Origin of the sequence: Enterobacter sp. ku-bf2 (genome assembly GCF_001742765.1) — a bacterium.
Taxonomy (GTDB): domain Bacteria; phylum Pseudomonadota; class Gammaproteobacteria; order Enterobacterales; family Enterobacteriaceae; genus Enterobacter; species Enterobacter quasiroggenkampii.
On sequence record NZ_MDVW01000004.1, the window covers coordinates 92,781 to 113,961 of the forward strand.

General features: G+C 56.6%; 16 protein-coding genes, 1 rRNA gene and 1 riboswitch. Of the genes, 10 read left to right on the forward strand and 7 right to left on the reverse strand.

Features of this window, described 5'->3' with window-relative positions:
* The first annotated feature begins 188 nt into the window (after positions 1–188).
* Positions 189–2,369, forward strand: a complete 2,181-nt coding sequence (gene katG, locus BFG58_RS10540) for a catalase/peroxidase HPI (RefSeq protein ID WP_069719788.1) — start codon at positions 189–191, stop codon at positions 2,367–2,369.
* Between the two features lie 91 nt (positions 2,370–2,460).
* On the opposite strand, the gene BFG58_RS10545 is transcribed toward katG, so the two are convergent.
* The 5 genes from BFG58_RS10545 to argE all read right to left on the reverse strand — a co-directional run bounded on the left by BFG58_RS10545 (position 2,461) and on the right by argE (position 9,301).
* The gene (locus tag BFG58_RS10545) at positions 2,461–3,564 is read right to left on the reverse strand and encodes a glycerol dehydrogenase (protein ID WP_045909123.1); all 1,104 of its coding nucleotides are present in this window, start codon (positions 3,562–3,564) and stop codon (positions 2,461–2,463) included.
* A 12-nt stretch (positions 3,565–3,576) separates the two neighbouring features.
* Positions 3,577–4,239 carry a fructose-6-phosphate aldolase gene (gene fsa / locus BFG58_RS10550; RefSeq protein ID WP_069719789.1) on the reverse strand — a complete coding sequence of 221 codons (663 nt, stop codon included), beginning with the start codon at positions 4,237–4,239 and terminating at the stop codon, positions 3,577–3,579.
* A gap of 128 nt (positions 4,240–4,367) precedes the next feature.
* Positions 4,368–5,132, reverse strand: a complete 765-nt coding sequence (locus BFG58_RS10555; RefSeq protein WP_048226862.1) for an AraC family transcriptional regulator — start codon at positions 5,130–5,132, stop codon at positions 4,368–4,370.
* A 94-nt stretch (positions 5,133–5,226) separates the two neighbouring features.
* Entirely contained in the window at positions 5,227–7,878 is a 2,652-nt protein-coding gene (ppc, locus tag BFG58_RS10560) for a phosphoenolpyruvate carboxylase (RefSeq protein ID WP_008501791.1), read from the reverse strand.
* Between the two features lie 271 nt (positions 7,879–8,149).
* Entirely contained in the window at positions 8,150–9,301 is a 1,152-nt protein-coding gene (gene argE / locus BFG58_RS10565; RefSeq protein ID WP_069719790.1) for an acetylornithine deacetylase, read from the reverse strand.
* A gap of 88 nt (positions 9,302–9,389) precedes the next feature.
* Here argE and argC point away from each other — a divergent pair, with 88 nt between their 5' ends.
* From argC to oxyR, 4 genes are all read left to right on the forward strand, one after another.
* Positions 9,390–10,394, forward strand: a complete 1,005-nt coding sequence (argC, locus tag BFG58_RS10570; RefSeq protein WP_024909174.1) for an N-acetyl-gamma-glutamyl-phosphate reductase — start codon at positions 9,390–9,392, stop codon at positions 10,392–10,394.
* Between the two features lie 6 nt (positions 10,395–10,400).
* The gene (argB, locus tag BFG58_RS10575; protein ID WP_086374972.1) at positions 10,401–11,177 is read left to right on the forward strand and encodes an acetylglutamate kinase; all 777 of its coding nucleotides are present in this window, start codon (positions 10,401–10,403) and stop codon (positions 11,175–11,177) included.
* Between the two features lie 77 nt (positions 11,178–11,254).
* On the forward strand, positions 11,255–12,628 hold the full coding sequence (gene argH, locus BFG58_RS10580) for an argininosuccinate lyase (protein ID WP_069719791.1): 1,374 nt from the start codon (positions 11,255–11,257) through the stop codon (positions 12,626–12,628).
* Between the two features lie 294 nt (positions 12,629–12,922).
* Positions 12,923–13,849 carry a DNA-binding transcriptional regulator OxyR gene (oxyR, locus tag BFG58_RS10585; protein WP_044597477.1) on the forward strand — a complete coding sequence of 309 codons (927 nt, stop codon included), beginning with the start codon at positions 12,923–12,925 and terminating at the stop codon, positions 13,847–13,849.
* On the opposite strand, the gene sthA is transcribed toward oxyR, so the two are convergent.
* Positions 13,823–15,223: a Si-specific NAD(P)(+) transhydrogenase gene (gene sthA, locus BFG58_RS10590; RefSeq protein WP_008501785.1), complete on the reverse strand. Its 1,401-nt coding sequence runs from the start codon at positions 15,221–15,223 to the stop codon at positions 13,823–13,825. The two genes, oxyR and sthA, sit on opposite strands and share 27 nt — an antisense overlap.
* Before the next feature lie 196 nt (positions 15,224–15,419).
* Between sthA and fabR the strand changes: the two genes are divergently transcribed.
* Together fabR and BFG58_RS10600 are read left to right on the forward strand one after the other, a co-directional pair.
* Positions 15,420–16,058, forward strand: a complete 639-nt coding sequence (fabR, locus tag BFG58_RS10595; protein ID WP_008501784.1) for an HTH-type transcriptional repressor FabR — start codon at positions 15,420–15,422, stop codon at positions 16,056–16,058.
* Between the two features lie 9 nt (positions 16,059–16,067).
* Positions 16,068–16,427: a YijD family membrane protein gene (locus BFG58_RS10600; RefSeq protein ID WP_008501783.1), complete on the forward strand. Its 360-nt coding sequence runs from the start codon at positions 16,068–16,070 to the stop codon at positions 16,425–16,427.
* Between the two features lie 88 nt (positions 16,428–16,515).
* Here BFG58_RS10600 and trmA read toward each other — a convergent pair whose 3' ends face one another.
* Entirely contained in the window at positions 16,516–17,616 is a 1,101-nt protein-coding gene (trmA, locus tag BFG58_RS10605; RefSeq protein ID WP_023333837.1) for a tRNA (uridine(54)-C5)-methyltransferase TrmA, read from the reverse strand.
* 104 nt (positions 17,617–17,720) lie between these two features.
* A riboswitch (cobalamin riboswitch) is annotated at positions 17,721–17,897 on the forward strand.
* Positions 17,898–17,962: 65 nt separating this feature from the next.
* On the opposite strand from trmA, the gene btuB reads away from it, so the two are divergent.
* The 3 genes from btuB to BFG58_RS10620 all read left to right on the forward strand — a co-directional run.
* Entirely contained in the window at positions 17,963–19,810 is a 1,848-nt protein-coding gene (gene btuB, locus BFG58_RS10610) for a TonB-dependent vitamin B12 receptor BtuB (RefSeq protein WP_069719792.1), read from the forward strand.
* Positions 19,755–20,606: a glutamate racemase gene (murI, locus tag BFG58_RS10615; RefSeq protein ID WP_048028420.1), complete on the forward strand. Its 852-nt coding sequence runs from the start codon at positions 19,755–19,757 to the stop codon at positions 20,604–20,606. Before btuB ends, murI begins: the two co-directional genes overlap by 56 nt.
* Before the next feature lie 381 nt (positions 20,607–20,987).
* Positions 20,988–21,181 (forward strand): 16S ribosomal RNA (locus BFG58_RS10620); the annotation flags it as partial.

A 21,181-nucleotide genomic window follows, 5' to 3' on the forward strand; every position in this document is an offset into this window, starting at 1 on the left:
GGGTTTTTTGATTTATAAGGGTTTTATTTTCCTGCCATATCAGCAATGCTGCCTTTGACGTACAAAACTCATGTATTTTCCATGGGAAATTAAACGGATTTAACTATCGAATCTGTGGGTTATCTCAACTATACCTTATCAACAAGGGCGTATATCGTAACGGTAACACTGTAAAAGGGAGCATAGCGATGAGCACGTCAGACGAGACCAATAAAGCGGCATCAGTCGGCAAATGCCCGTTCCATCAGGGCGGCGTCGATCACAGCGCGGGCGCAGGTACAGGCAGCCGCGACTGGTGGCCAAAACAACTCCGCATCGATCTTCTTAACCAACATTCCAATCGTTCGAACCCGCTGGGTGAAGACTTCGACTACCGCAAAGAATTCAGCAAACTTGATTACTCTGCCCTTAAAGGCGACCTTAAAGCACTCCTAACCGACTCTCAGCCGTGGTGGCCAGCCGACTGGGGCAGCTACGCGGGCCTGTTTATCCGCATGGCGTGGCACGGCGCGGGTACCTATCGCTCCGTTGACGGGCGCGGCGGGGCTGGACGCGGTCAACAGCGCTTTGCGCCGCTGAACTCCTGGCCGGATAACGTGAGCCTGGATAAAGCGCGCCGTCTGCTGTGGCCCATCAAGAAAAAATACGGACAAAAAATCTCCTGGGCTGACCTGTTTATCCTCGCGGGTAACGTGGCGCTGGAGAATTCGGGCTTCCGCACCTTTGGTTTCGGTGCCGGGCGTGAAGACGTCTGGGAACCGGATCTGGACGTGAACTGGGGTGATGAAAAAGCCTGGCTGACCCACCGCGATCCGGAAGCGCTGGCGAAGCGTCCTCTGGCCGCCACCGAAATGGGCCTGATCTACGTGAACCCGGAAGGGCCAAACGCCAGCGGTGAACCGCTGTCAGCGGCGGCAGCGATTCGCGCGACCTTCGGCAACATGGGCATGAACGATGAAGAGACCGTGGCGCTGATTGCAGGCGGCCACACCCTCGGCAAGACTCACGGCGCGGGTGAAGCCACCCACGTGGGCACCGACCCGGAAGCCTCACCAATTGAAGCGCAGGGCCTGGGCTGGGCGAGCACGCTCGGCACGGGCGTGGGCGCTGATGCCATTACCTCCGGTCTGGAAGTCATCTGGTCACAAACCCCGACGCAGTGGAGCAACTACTTCTTCGAGAACCTGTTCAAATACGAATGGGTGCAGACCCGCAGCCCGGCAGGGGCGATTCAGTTTGAAGCCGTTGATGCACCGGAAATCATGCCCGATCCGTTCGACCCGTCGAAAAAACGCAAGCCGACCATGCTGGTCACCGACCTGACGCTGCGTTTTGACCCGGAATTCGAAAAGATTTCCCGCCGTTTCCTGAACGATCCGCAGGCCTTCAACGAAGCCTTCGCGCGCGCGTGGTTCAAACTGACCCACCGTGATATGGGGCCAAAATCGCGTTACCTTGGCCCGGAAGTGCCGAAAGAAGATCTGATTTGGCAGGACCCGCTGCCGCAGGCGGTATTCAATCCGACCAAAGAGGACATTGAAAGCCTGAAAGCGGAAATTGCGGCCTCGGGTCTATCCGTGAGCGAACTGGTTTCTGTGGCCTGGGCGTCGGCATCGACTTTCCGCGGTGGCGATAAACGTGGCGGTGCCAACGGCGCGCGTCTGGCGCTGGCGCCTCAGCGTGACTGGGATGTGAACGCCGCGGCGGTTCGCGCGTTACCGGCGCTCGAAGCTATCCAGCGCACCACCAACAAAGCCTCTCTGGCCGATATCATCGTGCTGGCGGGCGTGGTAGGCGTTGAGCAGGCCGCAAAAGCGGCGGGCGTGTACGTCACCGTGCCGTTCACGCCGGGCCGCGTGGATGCGCGTCAGGATCAGACGGATATCGATATGTTTAACCTGCTCGAACCGATTGCCGATGGCTTCCGCAACTACCGTGCGCAGGTGGATGTGTCCACCACGGAGTCGCTGCTGGTTGATAAAGCCCAGCAGCTGACGCTGACCGCGCCGGAGCTGACGGTGCTGATTGGTGGCCTGCGCGTGCTGGGTGCCAACTTTGATGGCAGCAAGAACGGCGTGTTCACCAACCGCGAAGGCGTGCTGAGCACTGATTTCTTCGTGAATCTGCTGGATATGAACACCCAGTGGAAGGCGACCGACGAATCCAATGAGCTGTTTGCCGGAAGCGATCGCGCCAGCGGTGAAGTGAAATATACCGCCACCCGCGCCGATCTGGTCTTCGGTTCTAACGCCGTCCTGCGTGCGCTGGCAGAGGTTTACGCCAGCGATGATGCGCATGAGAAGTTCGTTCGCGACTTCGTTGCCGCATGGGCGAAGGTAATGGATTTGGATCGGTTTGACGTGAAGTAACCTTTGTGCCGGGTGGCGGCTACGCCTTACCCGGCCTGGAAATTAAAGTGCCATGTAGGCCGGGTAAGCGCAGCGCTACCCGGCTTTTTTATTACTCCCACTCCTGCAGGAATCGCTGTCCATACTGGTCGGCCACCAGCAGTGCCGCATACACCTGATCCGGCGTGACGCCGCCGGGCATGTTGTGGATGGTTTCTCCTTCCGCACAGGACGCTTCGGCGATCAGACGCATTTTGGCCGGAATATCCTCTTTGATGTTCAGCTGTGCCAGCGTGATTGGCAGCCCAACGCTGTGGCAAAGCGCCGCGACGGTTTCAATTTCTTCTACCGGCGCATTTTCCAGCACCAGCTGCGTCAGGGTACCAAACGCCACTTTCTCCCCATGATAGAAGTGATGCGCGTCCGGTACCGCCGTCATACCGTTATGAATAGCGTGTGCCGCCGCCAGCCCGCCGCTTTCAAAGCCGACGCCGCTGAGATAGGTGTTGGCTTCGATAATGCGTTCCAGCGCAGGCGTCACCACATGCTGTTCCGCCGCCAGCATCGCTTTTTCACCCTCTTCAACCAGCGTGTTGTAGCACAGCTCCGCGAGCGCCAGTGCCGCCTGGGTGCATTTACCCCCGGCCATGGTGGTCGCACCGCTGCGCGAGCAGGCGCGTGCTTCAAACCAGGTCGCCAGCGCGTCGCCAATCCCGGCGGCCAGCAGACGTGCAGGCGCACCTGCTACCACTTTCGTATCCACAATGACCATGTTCGGGTTGTGTGGCAGCATCAGGTAGCGATCGAACTCGCCGCTGTCGGTGTAAATAACGGAAAGGGCGCTGCACGGCGCGTCGGTGGAGGCAATAGTCGGCGCAATGGCGACCGGCACGTTCATAAAGTGGGCCAGCGCTTTGGCGGTATCCAGCGTTTTCCCGCCCCCAATACCCAGCACCGCCAGGCAGTCGGCGCTATCGGCCAGTCTTTTCAGCCGATCGATTTCATTTTGTGAACACTCGCCGCCAAACGGCGCGATTTCGGCATGCAGTTCAGCTTTTTTAAAACTTTGTCGTAGGGTTTCTTCGGCAAAACCCAGCACAAATTTATCGCCGACGACCAGCCAGCGGTTGGCTAGCGGTTTCAGATAGTCGCCGAGACGGGTCAGTACGTCAGCGCCCTGGATATATTTCCCCGGCGATTGAATGATACGGTCCATAACAGTTCTCCCTTAGAGGTTGAGGTTACCAAACGCGTTTTTCCAGTCCTGCTCGAACTTCTCTATGGCTGACTCTACCGCCGGTGTGCCGAGCATGTGTTGCGCTACGTCTAAGGGAAGCGTGATTGCTTCACATCCTGCCAACAGGCAGTCCAGCGCCTGACGCGGCGTTTTGAAGCTGGCGGCCAGCACCTTGCTTTCCGGCGCGTGCAGTTCCAGCAGGGACTGCAGTTCCTGAACCATGCGAATGCCGTCACCGCCCTGCGCGTCGACGCGGTTTACATACGGCGCGACATATTTCGCCCCTGCGAGTGCGGCGAGCAGGCCCTGCGCCGCGCTGTAAACGGCGGTTCCCAGTGTGGTTATCCCCTCTTTTTTCAACGCTTTAATTGCGATAAGCCCCTGAGCCGTCACCGGGATTTTCACCACAATGCCCGGAATGGCGTTACTCAGACGTTTGGCTTCTGCCACCATGCCTTCGGCATCGCGGCTCATGGTTTGAGCAAACAGCGTGCCTTCCGGCCCGATGGCTTGTTGCAGGCGCGGCAGCACGTCCCAGATGGATTCACGGCTGGCGGCAATGATGCTCGGGTTGGTGGTGACGCCCACGATGGGAAAGATGCGCGCCAGGCGTTCTACTTCCGCCACGTTGGCGGTATCCAGGTACAGTTCCATTATTTTTCCTTAAGTCAGAAAGGTTGAATAAAGGATACGGCGCACCCAGGCGCGGCGAATACAGGTCAATTTTGCCAAATACTGGACAAATGTAATGTCCTTAGAGAAGTGAGAGAGCGATCACAATGCTACTTTTTGGCGATCAGCTGGCTGTGGTACTGTCGTCGATATTCGGAAGGGGAACGTTCGGTGTGCTTGCGAAAGAGACGACAAAAGTAGTTGCTGTCCGTAAATCCGCAGCGTGTGGCGATATCTTTAATTTTGAGATCGTAGCCTTTCAGCAGCTGACGCGCATGTTCCAGGCGCGTTTTTGTTAAATATTCATTGAATCCGACGCTGCCGACTTTCTGGAATAGATGGGAAAGGTAGTTTGGGGAGATGTAGAACGCCTGTGCCACGGATTCGCGAGTTAACAAAGAGGCATAATTTTCTTCGATATAGCTCCGAACGGCTTCGAACAGCGCCCGGCTGCGGCTGTCGGTGTGAATTTCGCTTCCAAGCAGATCCCGGCAGTGGCTGAGCAGGCTTAAAACTACCAGCCTTGCTGTGTCTTGTTCCTCAGGCTGCATCTGTAATTCAGTGAGCGTTTGCAGAAGAAAAGCTCCCGTTCGTGGGCCACGTCGGGCAACCTGGAGTTGTTGTAAGAGCACATTGTCACGCTGTAGCTCGATTGTAAGCTGCTGCTTACCGAAATGTATGCTCAGGACGTGAGGCGCAGGATGCGTGATTTGTCCAAAAAAAGAAAAAAACGCCTCGCAGGGAGTGCCAAGGGTAATGCCGAGGCAGGGAGAGGTTCTGGGATGCTGTTCAGCCAGCGCTGAGAAACGAATCTGACCCAGCGGTAACGTGCGGTTCACCAGGTCAGTCAAAATCTGGGTGATATCGGAATGCATAAGGAGACTACCGAAATTTGCCGGGTGGCGCTAACGCTTACCCGGCCTACTTATCGTAGGCCCGTGCAAGCGCAGCGCCGCCGGGCGTAAAGCATTAGCCGGTGTTACGCATACCCGCCGCAACGCCTGCAATCGTCACCATCAGCGCCTGTTCAACGCGTGGATCCGGCTCTTTTCCTTCTTCTTCCGCCAGACGCGAACGGTGCAGCAGCTCTGCCTGCAGGACGTTCAGCGGATCGGTGTAGATATTACGCAGCTGGATAGACTCGGCAATCCACGGCAGGTCCGCCATCAGGTGTGAGTCGTTGGCGATATCCAGCACTACTTTGATGTCGCCTTCCAGCAGTTCGCGCAGCTCTTTACCCAGCGCCCACAGCTCTGGCTTCACCAGGCGTTGATCGTAGTATTCCGCCAGCCAGAGGTCAGCTTTCGAGAAGACCATCTCCAGCATTCCCAGACGGGTAGAGAAGAACGGCCAGTCGCGACACATGGTCTCCAGTTCGCTCTGTTTACCGTCTTCCACCACTTTTTGCAGTGCGGCACCGGCACCCAGCCAGGCAGGCAGCATCAGACGGTTCTGCGTCCAGGCAAAGATCCACGGGATTGCACGCAGAGACTCTACGCCGCCGGTCGGACGACGCTTGGCAGGACGTGAGCCCAGCGGCAGTTTACCCAGCTCCTGTTCAGGCGTGGCTGAACGGAAGTAAGGCACGAAATCTTTGTTTTCGCGCACGTAGCCGCGGTACAGATCGCAGGAGATAGCCGACAGCTCGTCCATGATGTGGCACCAGGAGGCTTTCGGCTCCGGCGGTGGCAGCAGGTTGGCTTCCAGGATCGCGCTGGTATAAAGCGACAGGCTACTGATGGTCACTTCCGGCAGGCCGTACTTGAAGCGGATCATCTCACCCTGCTCGGTCACGCGCAGGCCGCCTTTCAGGCTTCCCGGCGGCTGTGACAGCAGCGCCGCGTGTGCTGGCGCGCCGCCACGGCCAATTGAGCCACCGCGTCCGTGGAACAGGGTCAGCTCGATACCGGCTTTTTCGCAGGTTTTGATCAGTGCATCCTGCGCCTGATACTGCGCCCAGGACGCCGCCATCACGCCCGCATCTTTCGCGGAGTCGGAATAGCCGATCATCACCATCTGTTTGCCCTGAATAAAGCCGCGATACCAGTCGATGTTCAGCAGCTGGCTCATCACGTCGTTGGCGTTGTTCAGATCGTCGAGGGTTTCAAACAGCGGGGCGACCGGCAGGGCGTAGTCGATGCCCGCTTCTTTCAGCAGGAGGTGAACGCCCAGCACGTCGGACGGGGTTTTCGCCATGGAGATCACATAGGCGGCGACCGATCCTTTTGGTGCGTCCACGATCGCTTTACAGGTGTTGAGCACTTCACGGGTATCGTTGCTTGGCTCCCAGTTGCGCGGCAGCAAAGGGCGCTTGGAGTTCAGCTCGCGGATCAGGAACGCCTGCTTGTCAGCTTCGGACCAGCTTTCATAGTCACCGATGCCGAGATAGCGGGTCAGCTCGCCCAGCGCTTCGGTATGACGGGTACTTTCCTGACGCACGTCGATACGCACCAGCGGCACGCCAAAACACTTCACGCGACGCAGGGTGTCGAGCAGTTCGCCGTTGGCGATGATGCCCATCCCGCAGGCCTGCAGCGATTTATAACAGGCGTAAAGCGGCTCCCAGAGCTGTTCGTTCTGGCTGAGCAGGCCTTCTGGTTTTGGCAGGCGCTGGCCTTTCAGGCGCGCTTCCAGCCAGGCCTGAGTGGCCATCAGCTGACCACGCAGCTTTTTCATCAGGAAACGGTACGGCTCGCTGGCGCCTTCTTCACCGGCCAGCGCGCGCAGTTCCGGCGTCGCTTCAACCATCGACAGCTCGGAGATCAGCACCTGAATGTCTTTCAGGAACAGGTCGGTCGCTTTCCAGCGGCTCAGCAGCAGGACGTGGCGGGTGATTTCCGCGGTAACGTTCGGGTTGCCGTCGCGGTCGCCGCCCATCCAGGAGGTGAAGCGGACCGGCACGAAATCGACCGGCAGGCGGTAGCCCAGGTTCGCTTCCAGCTGTTCGTTCAGCTCGCGAAGGTAGTTCGGTACCCCTTCCCACAGGCTGTTTTCCACCACCGCAAAGCCCCATTTGGCTTCGTCGACCGGGCTTGGGCGATGCTTACGAATTTCATCGGTGTGCCAGGACTGGGCAATCAGTTGGCGCAGACGGCGCATCAGCTGGTTGCGTTCATAGTCGGCAATGTCTTTGTTATCCAGCTGCTTCAGGCAGTTGTTCACTTCCACCATTTTGTGGATCAGGGTGCGACGGGTGATCTCGGTTGGGTGAGCGGTCAGTACCAGCTCCAGCGAAAGCGACTCCACCGCTTTTTTGATGGTGGCTTCGTTGAGGTCGGGCTGGTCTTTCAGTTTACGAAGGGTGCGGGCAATGACTTCCGGGTTGCTGGCCGCTTCGCCGTTTGGCGAAATGCTGTGGTATTGCTCAGCGGTGTTGGCCAGGTTCAGGAACTGGCTGAAGGCGCGCGCAACGGGCAGCAGCTCATCGTTAGAGAGGTTCTGCAAGGTGGTGAGCAGCTCCTGACGACTGGCCTCGTTACCGGCACGGGAAGATTTAGACAGCTTGCGGATGGTTTCAACGCGGTCGAGGATGTTTTCCCCCAACGCATCTTTGATGGTATCTCCAAGCACTTTGCCGAGCATACTGACATTACTACGCAACGCGGAATATTGTTCGTTCATAAAAACCCAGTCACCCCATCATTTTTGTTTATGCCCATGTGAAAATCTTTTGGACATTATTTTGTCATCTCCCTTTATAAAGCCACGTAAAACCCCCGTCGTCAATTGCTGCGAAAACGGTTCAGCAAACGAATAAATGTGGGCAATTTACGAAATTTAATTCGCATTGCGTCAGATAAGAGATGCTTATGGAAATGTGACGGAGATCATGCGATCTGTTGCCCTCACCCTAACCCTCTCCCACAGGGAGAGGGGACTCTTCGGTGCGGTTTTAATGCCAGCAGAAGTGATGCACAACCTGGGTAATCAGTTCGCGGGTGGGTTTGATAAAGCGGGTTTCCAGATATTCATCCGGCTGGTGCGCCTGGTTGATGGAGCCTGGGCCTAGAACCAGCGTCGGGCAAAGCGTCTGAATAAACGGCGCTTCGGTACAGTAGTTCACCACGTCGGTTTTCTGGCCGAGCAGCTTTTCTACCACATCGACCAGCTGATGGTCCGGCGGGCATTCGTAACCCGGGATGGGCGGATGCAGTTCGGAGACCGTCAGGCGACCCGGCCAGCGTTCGCTCACCGGGGCCAGCGCCTCATTCAGCAGGCCGTCGAGATCGCTCAGGGTCATGCCCGGCAGCGGTCGGATGTCCATGTGCAGCTCGCAGCAGGCGCAGATACGGTTCGAGGCATCACCGCCGTGCAGGCTGCCGAGATTGAGCGTTGGATACGGCACGGTGAACGCCTCATAGTGGTAACGCTCTTTCAGATCGTCGCGCAGGGTCATGATGCGGCCGATGGCGTCATGCATCAGCTCAATGGCGTTCACGCCGCGCGCCGGATCGCTGGAGTGGCCGGACTGGCCGAGCACGCGCACGGCGGTAGAGATATGGCCTTTATGCGCGCGAATCGGCTGCAGAGACGTCGGTTCGCCGATGATCGCGCAATCCGGGCGAATCGACGTGTTTTCAGAGAAGTAGCGCGCGCCCGCCATGCTGGTCTCTTCATCAGCGGTCGCCAGAATGTAGAGCGGTTTTTTCAGCTTCGTCACGTCCACGTCACGCAGCGCGTCAAGGATAAAGGCGAAGAAGCCTTTCATGTCGGCGGTGCCCAGACCGTAGAGCTTGTTGTCGTGCTCGGTCAGGGTGAACGGATCGCGCGTCCAGCGGCCATCGTCGAACGGCACGGTGTCGGTATGACCGGCCAGCAGCAGGCCGCCCGCACCGGTTCCGGTACTGGCGAGCAGGTTAAATTTGTGGCGAGTGCCGGGGACGGGCTGAACCTCAACGTCAAACCCAAGATCGCTAAACCAACCCGCCAGCAGATTGATTAAAGACTCATTGCTCTGATCCAGCGCTTCTTCCGTTGCGCTGATAGACGGTGTGGCAATCAGGGCGCGGTAGATCTCGATAAATGGCGGTAAGTTCATTTTCATTGTTGACACACCTTAGGTCGTGATAGTATCAATATTCATGCAATAAATGTGAATAAAAATACATTAACGTTGAGCATAAAGGAACCCGATGTTGAATACGCTGATTGTAGGCGCTAGCGGTTATGCGGGCGCAGAGCTTGTAAGCTACGTGAATCGCCATCCACATATGACCATAACCGCTTTGACCGTGTCAGCGCAAAGCAATGATGCAGGAAAGTTAATTTCCGATTTGCATCCGCAACTTAAGGGCCTGGTCGATCTGCCGCTGCAGCCCATGTCTGACATCAGCGAGTTTACTGACGGCGTCGACGTGGTGTTTTTAGCCACCGCGCACGAGGTCAGCCACGACCTGGCGCCGCAGTTCCTGGCGGCTGGCTGCGTGGTCTTCGACCTCTCCGGCGCGTTCCGCGTTAACGACGGCGCGTTCTACGAAAAATATTACGGTTTCACCCATCAGCACCCTGATCTGCTTGAAAAAGCGGTGTACGGCCTGGCGGAGTGGAGCGCAGATAAACTGAAAGAAGCGGATCTGATTGCCGTTCCGGGCTGCTACCCGACGGCGGCGCAGCTTTCCCTGAAGCCGCTGATCGACGCGGGTCTGCTGGATCTGAACCAGTGGCCGGTGATCAACGCCACCAGCGGCGTGAGCGGTGCAGGACGCAAGGCGGCGATCTCTAACAGCTTCTGCGAAGTGAGCCTTCAGCCGTATGGCGTGTTTAATCACCGTCATCACCCTGAAATCACGACGCATCTGGGCGCGGACGTCATTTTCACCCCGCACCTGGGCAGCTTCCCGCGTGGGATCCTCGAAACCATTACCTGTCGCCTGAAGCCTGGCGTGACCAAGGAGCAGGTGAGCGAGGTCTTCACGCAGGCGTATGCGGACAAACCGCTGGTACGTCTGTACGACAAAGGCGTGCCGGCGCTGAAAAACGTGGTCGGTCTGCCGTTCTGCGATATCGGCTTTGCCGTTCAGGGTGAGCATCTCATCGTGGTGGCCGCAGAAGATAACTTACTGAAAGGCGCTGCCGCACAGGCAATGCAGTGTGCAAATATTCGTTTCGGTTTCCCTGAAACGCAGGCTCTTATTTAAGGTGTGATGATGAATCCATTAATTATCAAACTCGGTGGTGTACTGCTGGACAGCGAAGAAGCGCTGGAGCGTCTGTTTACCGCGCTGGTGAACTATCGCGAATCACACCAACGTCCACTGGTGATTGTGCACGGCGGCGGCTGCGTGGTGGATGAGCTGATGAAAGGGCTCAACCTGCCGGTGATCAAGAAAAACGGCCTGCGCGTGACGCCTGCGGATCAGATTGACATTATCACCGGTGCGCTGGCGGGTACGGCGAACAAAACCCTGCTGTCCTGGGCGAAGAAACACCACATTGCCTCCGTTGGCCTCTATCTGGGCGATGGCGACAGCGTAAAAGTGACCCAGCTCGACGAAGCGCTCGGTCATGTTGGACTGGCGCAGCCGGGTTCGCCTAAGCTGATTAACACGCTGCTGGAAGGCGGTTTCCTGCCGGTGGTGAGCTCTATCGGCGTGACCGAAGAGGGTGAGCTGATGAACGTTAACGCTGACCAGGCGGCAACCGCACTGGCGGCAACGCTGGGCGCGGACCTGATCCTGCTCTCCGACGTGAGCGGCATTCTGGACGGAAAAGGCCAGCGCATCGCAGAAATGACGGCAGAGAAAGCCGAGCAGCTGATTGCGCAGGGCATCATCACCGACGGCATGATCGTCAAAGTGAACGCCGCGCTGGATGCGGCACGCACGCTGGGTCGCCCGGTAGATATCGCCTCCTGGCGTCACGCGGAGCAGCTCCCGGCGCTGTTTAACGGCACGCCGATTGGCACGCGTATTTTAGCGTAATCGATTTAATGTTTTGTAGGCCCGGTAAGCGCAGCGCCACCGGGCAATGAAATTCAAAGATATTAAGGAAGCATGTTATGGCACTTTGGGGTGGGCGTTTTACACAGGCAGCGGATCAGCGGTTCAAACAGTTCAACGACTCTTTGCGCTTCGACTACCGCCTGGCCGAACAGGATATTGTCGGCTCTGTGGCCTGGTCCAAAGCGCTGGTGACGGTGGGCGTGCTGACCCCAGAGGAACAGCTGCAGCTGGAAGAGGCGCTGAACAATCTGCTGGAAGAAGTGCGTCTGGATCCGCAGCAAATTCTGCAGAGCGATGCCGAAGATATTCACAGCTGGGTTGAAGGTAAACTGATCGACAAGGTCGGCCAGCTGGGTAAAAAGCTGCATACCGGCCGGAGCCGTAACGACCAGGTCGCCACCGACCTGAAGCTGTGGTGTAAAGATACCGTTGGCGAACTGCTTGCGGCGAACCGTCAGCTGCAGACCGCGCTGGTGGAGACCGCACAAAATAATCAGGACGCGGTGATGCCGGGTTATACCCACCTGCAGCGCGCGCAGCCGGTGACCTTTGCGCACTGGTGTCTGGCCTATGTAGAGATGCTGGCGCGTGACGAAAGCCGTCTGCAGGATACCCTGAAGCGTCTGGACGTCAGCCCGCTGGGCAGCGGCGCGCTGGCGGGTACCGCTTACGAAATCGACCGTGAACAGCTGGCAGGCTGGCTGGGCTTTGCCTCCGCTACCCGTAACAGCCTGGATAGCGTCTCCGATCGTGACCATGTGCTGGAACTGCTCTCTAACGCGTCTATCGGTATGGTGCACCTGTCGCGCTTTGCCGAAGATCTGATCTTCTTTAACTCCGGCGAAGCGGGCTTCGTCGAGCTGTCTGACCGTGTGACGTCCGGCTCTTCGCTGATGCCGCAGAAGAAAAACCCGGACGCGCTGGAGCTGATCCGCGGGAAATGTGGCCGCGTGCAGGGCGCACTGACCGGCATGATGATGACCCTGAAAGGGCTGCCGCTGGCGTACAACAAAGATATGCAGGAAGACAAAGAAGGGCTGTTCGACGCGCTCGACACCTGGCTGGACTGTCTGCATATGGGCGCGCTGGTGCTGGATGGCATTCAGGTGAAGCGTCCGCGCTGTCAGGAAGCGGCGCAGCAGGGCTATGCGAACGCGACCGAGCTGGCAGATTACCTGGTGGCGAAGGGCGTGCCGTTCCGTGAAGCGCACCATATTGTCGGTGAAGCGGTAGTGGAAGCCATTCGTCAGGGTAAAGCCCTTGAAGAGCTGGCGCTTGCCGACCTGCAAAAATTCAGCGCGGCGATCGGGGAGGATGTATATCCGATTCTGGCGCTGCAGTCCTGCCTGGATAAGCGTGCGGCGAAAGGCGGCGTGTCGCCTAAGCAGGTGGCGCAGGCGATTGCGGATGCGAAAAACCGCCTGATTTGATGCCTGAAACGTCGGGTGGCGGCTTCGCCTTACCCGACCTACAAAACCCCAGCCCAACCCTGAGTTGGGCTTTTTTACGCAAAAAAAAGCGGACCACGGGGTCCGCAAAAGTTCACGTTGGCTTTAGTTGTTCGAGTTTTGAGAGAAACTCGCTGACGGTGCGGGGACGTCAAGGGTCAAACACGTGCCGCCTCGTCTATGTGGTGTATTATTCAACAGAATGCTTGATAGGGATAATCGTTCGTTGCTATGCTATCTATCGCCATGAACTATCGTGGCGACGGAGGATGAATAATGAATATTCGTGATCTTGAATACCTGGTAGCGTTAGCCGAGCATCGTCACTTTCGCCGCGCGGCAGATTCCTGCCACGTCAGCCAGCCCACGCTGAGCGGCCAGATCCGTAAGCTGGAAGACGAGCTGGGCGTGATGCTGCTGGAGCGCACCAGTCGTAAGGTTCTGTTCACACAGGCAGGTCTTCTGCTGGTGGATCAGGCGCGCACCGTGCTGCGCGAGGTCAAAGTGCTCAAGGAAATGGCAAGCCAGCAGGGGGAGGCCATGTCCGGCCCGCTGCATATTGGCCTGATCCCAACCGTTGGCCCGTACCTGTTACCGCACATCATTCCGATGCTGCACCAGACGTTCCCGAAACTCGAAATGTACCTGCACGAAGCGCAAACCCATCAGCTGCTGGCACAGCTGGACAGCGGCAAGCTCGACTGCGCCATTCTGGCACTGGTAAAAGAGAGTGAAGCCTTTATTGAAGTGCCGCTGTTCGATGAGCCAATGATGCTGGCGATCTATGAAGATCACCCGTGGGCGAACCGCGATCGCGTGCCGATGGCCGATCTGGCGGGTGAAAAGCTGCTGATGCTGGAAGATGGCCACTGCCTGCGCGATCAGGCGATGGGCTTCTGCTTCGAAGCGGGTGCGGATGAGGATACCCATTTCCGCGCAACCAGCCTGGAAACGCTGCGTAATATGGTCGCGGCGGGAAGCGGTATTACGCTGCTGCCTGCGCTGGCGGTACCGCACGAGCGTAAACGTGATGGCGTGGTTTATTTGCCGTGCATTAAACCAGAGCCGCGTCGTACGATTGGCCTGGTCTATCGCCCTGGGTCACCGCTGCGCAGCCGCTATGAGCAGCTGGCAGAGGCCATCCGTGGTGCGATGGATGGCCATTTTGACAGCGCGTTAAAACAGGCGGTTCAGGCCGTTTAGTGCCGCGACCCGATAGGCTTCCGCCATGGTCGGGTAGTTAAAGGTGGTGTTAACGAAGTACTCAATGGTGTTACCACCACCTTTCTGCTCCATGATGGCCTGGCCGATATGAATGATTTCCGCGGCGCGTTCACCAAAGCAGTGAATCCCGAGGATCTCTTTCGTCTCGCGATGGAACAGAATCTTCAGCGTACCCACGCTCATCCCCACGATTTGCGCCCGCGCCAGATGTTTAAACTGCGCACGACCCACCTCGTAAGGCACCTTCATTGACGTCAGCTGCTGCTCGGTTTTCCCTACGGAACTGATTTCCGGGATGGTGTAGATGCCCGTCGGGATATCTTCAATCAGATGCGCCGTCGCTTCGCCTTTCACCAGCGCCTGAGCCGCAATGCGTCCCTGGTCGTAAGCGGCTGAGGCCAGGCTTGGATAGCCAATGACGTCGCCGACCGCGTAAACGTGCGGTAGGGCGGTCTGATACATGCTGTTGACCTTCAGCTGACCGCGGCTGTCGGTTTCAAGCCCGATATTTTCCAGCTGCAGGGAATCGGTGTTGCCGGTACGGCCGTTGGCGTACAGGAGGCAGTCCGCTTTCAGCTTCTTGCCGGACTTGAGGTGCATGATCACCCCGTCGTCGCAGCCTTCGATCTTCTCGTACTCTTCGTTGTGGCGAATGACCACGCCGCTGTTCCAGAAGTGGTAGGAGAGGGAGTCCGACATCTCCTGATCGAGGAAAGCCAGCAGGCGGTCGCGAGTGTTGATCAGGTCAACTTTGACGTCCATTCCGCGGAAGATCGACGCATATTCGCAACCAATGACCCCTGCGCCATAGATAATGACGTGGCGGGGTTCATGGTGCAGGCTGAGAATCGAGTCGCTGTCGTAGACGCGCGGGTGCGAGAAGTCCACGTCGGCCGGATGGTACGGGCGTGAACCGCAGGCAATCACAAATTTTTCAGCGGTGATAGTTTCAACCGACCCGTCGTGGCATTCGAGTGCCAGGGTGTGTTCATCCACAAAATGCGCGTTGCCCTGCAAAATTTCACAGTGGTTACGCTCATAAAACCCCTGACGCATGCGCGTCTGCTGGTTAATGACGGTATCCGCGTGGTTCAGGATGTCGGCAAAGGAGGAACGAAGAAGTCGGGAGTGGTCGCTGTAAAGAGGGTTCTGGTTAAATTCGATAATGCGGCTAACGGCGTGGCGGAGGGCTTTCGAAGGGATGGTGCCCCAGTGGGTGCAACCGCCGCCGACATTATGGTAGCGCTCAATGACCGCTACTCTGGCTCCCTGTTTCACCAGACCCATAGCAGCGCCTTCGCCGCCGGGGCCGGAACCAATAACTATTGCGTCGTAATCGTAGGAATGTGGCATGGCAAGGCTTACCTGTTCTTATACATAAAAGCAACAGAATCATAACATCATTGCCAGAGTAACCCAATTATCGTTGTGCTTTTTTCCGGCAGTGGAGCACAAACCGCACGTAAACAATCATTCACAAAGCCAGGCAAACAGATTAATTTTATTCTCTGGTATAGTGCCATCAGGCCTTTGGAAGGATTCAACTATCGTGATGGGCGTAAGAGCACAACAAAAAGAGAAAACCCGGCGTTCGCTGGTGGAAGCCGCATTCAGTCAACTGAGTGCTGAGCGAAGTTTTGCCAGTTTGAGCCTGCGCGAAGTCGCACGCGAGGCCGGGATTGCGCCAACGTCCTTCTATCGTCACTTCCGTGATGTGGATGAACTGGGCCTGACCATGGTCGACGAGAGCGGTTTGATGCTGCGTCAGCTGATGCGCCAGGCGCGTCAGCGTATCGCCAAAGGGGGCAGCGTGATCCGTACCTCCGTGTCGACCTTTATGGAATTTATCGGCAATAACCCCAACGCGTTTCGTCTGCTTCTGCGCGAGCGTTCGGGCACGTCGGCGGCGTTTCGTGCCGCCGTCGCGCGCGAAATTCAGCACTTCATCGCGGAACTTGCCGACTATCTTGAACTCGAAAACCATATGCCGCGTGCGTTTACCGAAGCACAGGCCGAGGCGATGGTGACGATTGTTTTCAGCGCAGGTGCCGAAGCGCTGGATGTCAGCATTGAACAACGCAAGCAGCTTGAAGAGCGACTGGTATTGCAGCTCAGGATGATCTCCAAAGGCGCGTACTACTGGTATCGCCGTGAACAAGAGAAACTGGCACATCAAACCGAAGAGTGAAGGTGAGTAATGAAACAGTCAGGTCAGGATAAAGGGACGCTGTTGCTGGCATTGATCGCTGGCTTATCCATTAATGGTACGTTCGCCGCTATTTTTAGCTCCATCGTGCCGTTTTCGATTTTCCCGCTGATTGCGCTGGTGCTGACGGTGTACTGCCTGCATCAACGCTACCTGAACCGCACCATGCCGGTGGGGTTACCGGGGCTGGCCGCCGCCTGCTTTATTCTGGGCGTATTGCTGTACAGCACGGTGGTGCGCGCGGAGTATCCGGATATCGGCTCTAACTTCTTCCCTGCGGTACTGTCTGTGGCGCTGGTGTTCTGGATTGGCTCGCGTATGCGTAGCCGTAAAAGCCAGTTACCGGAATAAAGGTTTTTGTCATTGTAGGCCGGATAAGCGAAGCGCCATCCGGCTTTTTGGCAGGTGGCGCTTCGCTTACCTGCCCTACAAGGCCACATTACTTCGCCGTGAGCAGTACACCGCACTCCATATGGTGCGTATACGGGAACTGATCGAACAGCGCCAGACGTTCAACCTTGTGCGTCTGGCCTAACGTTTCCAGGTTCTTGCACAGCGTCTCCGGATTACAGGAGATGTACAAAATACGCGGGTACGCCTGCACCATCTTCTCGGTTTCGCTGTCCAGGCCACTGCGCGGCGGGTCGACAAAAATCGTCTCACACTGGTAGCTCTTCAGATCGATGCCTTCCAGACGGTTAAATTGACGTACACCGTTCATCGCCTGTGTGAACTCTTCTGCGGCCATACGAATGATCTGCACGTTGTCGATATGGTTGGCGGCAATGTTGTACTGCGCGGCGGCAACCGACGGTTTGGCGATTTCCGTTGCCAGGACGCGATCGAAGTTACGCGCCAGCGCCAGCGAGAAGTTGCCGTTACCGCAGTAGAGCTCAAGCAGATCGCCCGTTGATCCTTCCGTCGCCTTCAGCGCCCACTCCAGCATCTGCACATTCATTGCAGCGTTCGGCTGGGTGAAGCTGTTCTCGACCTGACGATACACCATCTCTTTACCCGCCACCGGCAGACGCTCGTCGATGTAGTCCTGATCCAGCATGATTTTGGTTTTTGTCGCGCGACCAATCAGGTGAACGTTGATGTTCTGCGCACGCAGCGCATCGCGCAGCGCTTCTGCCTGCTCGCGCCACTCGTCGTTCAGGGCTTTGTGGTACAGCAGGGAGACAATCGCCTGATTGCTTTGCGTGGTCAGGTAGTCAATCTGGAAAAGCTTGTTACGCAGTACCGGGTTGTTACGCACGCCGTCCATTATCAGCGTCATTAATTGGTTAATGAGCTCACTCGCTGCCGGGAAGCTGTCCACGCGGATACGGGACTTCGTCTGCTGATCGAAAATGATGTGGTACAGGTCGTCACCGTCATGCCAGATGCGAAACTCGGCACGCATGCGGTAGTGGCTGACAGGAGAGCGGAACACCTCGGGAACGGGCGCGTTGAAAGGCGTCATCATACTTTGCAGGCGGACAACTTTCTCTGCCAGCTGCGCGTCGTACTGTTCTGTCGGGAGGTGTTCTGGGGTCATGATGCGTCCTGAGTGATAAAGAATTACGCGGCGATTGTAGGGATTGTTCAGGGGATGTCCAGATTTAATGGCCAATAGCTGTCTGGACATCCATACGTGTCTAATTGTAGCATTCTGTTTCCGGTCTCCTGAGAGTGAAAAGGGAATCCAGTGTAAATCTGGAGCTGACGCGCAGCGGTAAAGACTGGCGGGATGAGCGTTGTAGACACTGTGAAAATGGGAAGTCTTCATCCTTATATAGCCACCTAGCCCGAAGACCTGCCGGGATCACGTCGCATTTGGTTTCATCATCGCGTGCTATCGATGAGGCCTGCGGCATCCTTCTTATATTGTGGATGCTTTAACAATGATTAAAAAAGTATCGCTGTTGACGGCGTTGTCCGTCACGGCATTTTCGGGCTGGGCGCAGGATAGCGCAGACTCGTTGGTGGTGACGGCAAATCGTTTTGAACAACCTGAAAAAACTATTCTGGCTGCAAACACGGTTGTTACGCGTGCCGATATTGACCGTTGGCAGTCAACCTCGCTCCTGGATGTTATGCGTCGCCTGCCCGGCGTGGATACGGCGCAAAGTGGTGGGATGGGGCAACTCTCTTCTCTCTTTATCCGTGGCACCAACTCCAGCCACGTCCTGATCCTTGTTGATGGGATCCGCCTTAACCAGGCGGGCGTCACGGGGTCGTCCGATCTCAGCCAGTTCCCGATCTCTCTGGTGCAGCGTATCGAATATGTTCGTGGACCGCGTTCTGCGGTATACGGCTCGGACGCAATCGGCGGCGTCGTAAACATTATTACCACTCGCGCGAAGGACGGTACCACGCTGAATGCTGGCGTAGGCTCGCACGGCTACCAGAATTATGGTGGCAGTACTCAGCAAACACTGGGCGACAGCACGCGCGTCACGCTTGCGGGTGATTACACCTATACCAAAGGGTTTGATGTGGTTGCGGACGGCAACAATGGTGGCCTTGCCCAGACCGATCGCGACGGCGTTATGAATAAAACGCTCTATGGCGCACTGGATCACGCATTCTCAGATCAGTGGAGCGGTTTTGTTCGCGGCTTTGGCTACAGCAACCGTACGGCCTACGACGGCTACTACAGCTCATTTACGCCTGACGTGCTGGTTGATACCCGCCAGCTCTATAGTCAGACCTGGGATGCAGGATTGCGCTTCAACGATGACATCTTCCATTCACAGCTGCTCACCAGCTATAGCCACAGCAAGGACTATAACTACGACCCGAATTTAGGCCGCTACGATTCGACAGCCACGCTGGATGAAATCAAGCAGTACAATGTCCAGTGGCTCAACTCCGTTGATGTTGGCCAAGGGAACATTGGCGCGGGCGTTGACTGGCAGAAGCAGAGCACCGAGCCGGGTACAAACTACGTGACCAACGGCTACGACCTGCGTAACACCGGCGTCTACCTGACCGGGCTGCAGCAGTTTGGTGACTTCACCCTGGAAGGAGCGGTTCGCAGCGATGACAACTCTCAGTTCGGTCGTCATGGCACCTGGCAAAGCAGTGCGGCCTGGGAGTTCGTGGAGGGTTACCGCTTCGTTGCTTCTTATGGTACGGCCTATAAAGCACCGAATCTGGGTCAACTCTATGGTTTCTATGGCAATGACCATCTTGATCCAGAAGAGAGCAAGCAGTGGGAAGGTGCGTTTGAAGGCCTGACGGCAGGCGTGAGCTGGCGCGTATCCGGCTACCGTAATGACGTTGATAATCTCATCGACTTCGATAATAACCTCCAGCAATATTACAACGTCGGTAAAGCACGCATTAAAGGTGTGGAAGCGACAGCATCGTTTGACACGGGGCCGTTGACGCACACCGTTGGCTACGACTACGTGGATGCCCGCAATGCCGCAACCAACGAACTTCTGGACCGTCGTGCTAAGCAGCAGGTGAAATATCAGCTCGACACGCAGATCTATGATTTCGACTGGAGCCTGACTTATCACTATCTCGGTACGCGTTACGACACTGACTTTGGTACTTACCCGTCTGAGAAAGTAAAAATGGGCGGTGTAAGCCTGTGGGATGTCGCAGTTTCGTATCCTGTCACCTCACACCTTACAGTTCGTGGTAAAATAGCCAACCTGTTCGATAAAGATTACGAGACAGTTTATGGCTACCAAACTGCAGGACGGGAATACACCTTGTCTGGCAGCTACACCTTCTAATCCGCGCCCTACCGTGCTGGTGTTTGATTCCGGCGTCGGTGGGCTTTCGGTCTATGATGAGATTCGGCATCTCCTGCCGGATCTCCATTACATCTACGCCTTCGATAACGTCGCTTTCCCGTATGGGGAAAAGAGCGAAGATTTTATTGTTGAGCGCGTGGTGGAAATCGTCACTGCGGTGCAAAAGCGCTATCCCCTTGCGCTGGCCGTCATCGCGTGTAACACGGCGAGCACCGTTTCTCTTCCCGCCCTGCGTGAAAAATTCCAGTTCCCGGTTGTGGGCGTCGTCCCGGCAATAAAGCCTGCCGCGCGTCTGACGGCGAACGGCATTGTGGGCCTGCTGGCCACGCGAGGTACGGTAAAGCGCCCTTATACCCGCGAGCTGATCGACCGTTTCGCTAATGAATGCCAGATTGCGATGCTCGGTTCGGCTGAGCTGGTGGAGATGGCGGAAGCGAAGCTGCATGGCAAGTCGGTATCACTCGACGAGCTGCGTCGTATTCTTCGTCCGTGGCTGAGGATGCCCGAACCCCCGGATACCGTTGTGCTGGGCTGTACCCACTTCCCGCTACTCCAGGAAGAGCTATTAGAGGTACTGCCGGAGGGGACGCGTCTGGTGGATTCCGGAGCGGCTATAGCCCGTCGTACGGCATGGTTGCTGGAGCATGAAGCCCCGGATGCGAAATCTACCGATGCGAATATCGCGTTTTGTATGGCGTTAACAAAAGAAACTGAACAACTTTTACCCGTTTTACGCCGTTATGGCTTTGAAACGCTCGAAAAACTGGCGCTATAGCACGGTTTTGAGCAAAAAAGAGACGGTTGAAAGTTTTTTTTAAAAGAGGGGTTGTCAACGTCTGAGAACTCCCTATAATGCGCCTCCACTGACACGGAACAACGGCTTACAGGCCGCCGGGTTAGCGGGGTTCAGAGATGAACGCCAACAGAGAAAAGCGAAAATAATCACTTGACTCTGAATGAGGAAAACGTAATATACGGGACCTCGCAACGGTGAGCGAAAGCCGCGTTGCACTGCTCTTTAACAATTTATCAGACAATCTGTGTGGGCACTCAAAGTGACATGGATTCTTAATGTCTTCGGACAATAAATGAATACCAAGTCTCTGAGTGAACATGCGTAATTCATTACGAAGTTTAATTCACGAGCATCAAACTTAAATTGAAGAGTTTGATCATGGCTCAGATTGAACGCTGGCGGCAGGCCTAACACATGCAAGTCGAGCGGCAGCGGAAAGTAGCTTGCTACTTTGCCGGCGAGCGGCGGACGGGTGAGTAATGTCTGGGAAACTGCCTGATGGAGGGGGATAACTACTGGAAACGGTAGCTAATACCGCATAATGTCGCAAGACC

Excerpts from the sequence above, each read along its gene's own strand:
- katG (WP_069719788.1), top strand. The coding sequence starts at position 189 with ATGAGCACGTCAGACGAGACCAATAAAGCGGCATCAGTCGGCAAATGC.
- BFG58_RS10545 (WP_045909123.1), bottom strand. The coding sequence starts at position 3,564 with ATGGACCGTATCATTCAATCGCCGGGGAAATATATCCAGGGCGCTGAC.
- fsa (WP_069719789.1), bottom strand. The coding sequence starts at position 4,239 with ATGGAACTGTACCTGGATACCGCCAACGTGGCGGAAGTAGAACGCCTG.
- BFG58_RS10555 (WP_048226862.1), bottom strand. The coding sequence starts at position 5,132 with ATGCATTCCGATATCACCCAGATTTTGACTGACCTGGTGAACCGCACG.
- ppc (WP_008501791.1), bottom strand. The coding sequence starts at position 7,878 with ATGAACGAACAATATTCCGCGTTGCGTAGTAATGTCAGTATGCTCGGC.
- argE (WP_069719790.1), bottom strand. The coding sequence starts at position 9,301 with ATGAAAATGAACTTACCGCCATTTATCGAGATCTACCGCGCCCTGATT.
- argC (WP_024909174.1), top strand. The coding sequence starts at position 9,390 with ATGTTGAATACGCTGATTGTAGGCGCTAGCGGTTATGCGGGCGCAGAG.
- argB (WP_086374972.1), top strand. The coding sequence starts at position 10,401 with ATGATGAATCCATTAATTATCAAACTCGGTGGTGTACTGCTGGACAGC.
- argH (WP_069719791.1), top strand. The coding sequence starts at position 11,255 with ATGGCACTTTGGGGTGGGCGTTTTACACAGGCAGCGGATCAGCGGTTC.
- oxyR (WP_044597477.1), top strand. The coding sequence starts at position 12,923 with ATGAATATTCGTGATCTTGAATACCTGGTAGCGTTAGCCGAGCATCGT.
- sthA (WP_008501785.1), bottom strand. The coding sequence starts at position 15,223 with ATGCCACATTCCTACGATTACGACGCAATAGTTATTGGTTCCGGCCCC.
- BFG58_RS10600 (WP_008501783.1), top strand. The coding sequence starts at position 16,068 with ATGAAACAGTCAGGTCAGGATAAAGGGACGCTGTTGCTGGCATTGATC.
- trmA (WP_023333837.1), bottom strand. The coding sequence starts at position 17,616 with ATGACCCCAGAACACCTCCCGACAGAACAGTACGACGCGCAGCTGGCA.
- btuB (WP_069719792.1), top strand. The coding sequence starts at position 17,963 with ATGATTAAAAAAGTATCGCTGTTGACGGCGTTGTCCGTCACGGCATTT.
- murI (WP_048028420.1), top strand. The coding sequence starts at position 19,755 with ATGGCTACCAAACTGCAGGACGGGAATACACCTTGTCTGGCAGCTACA.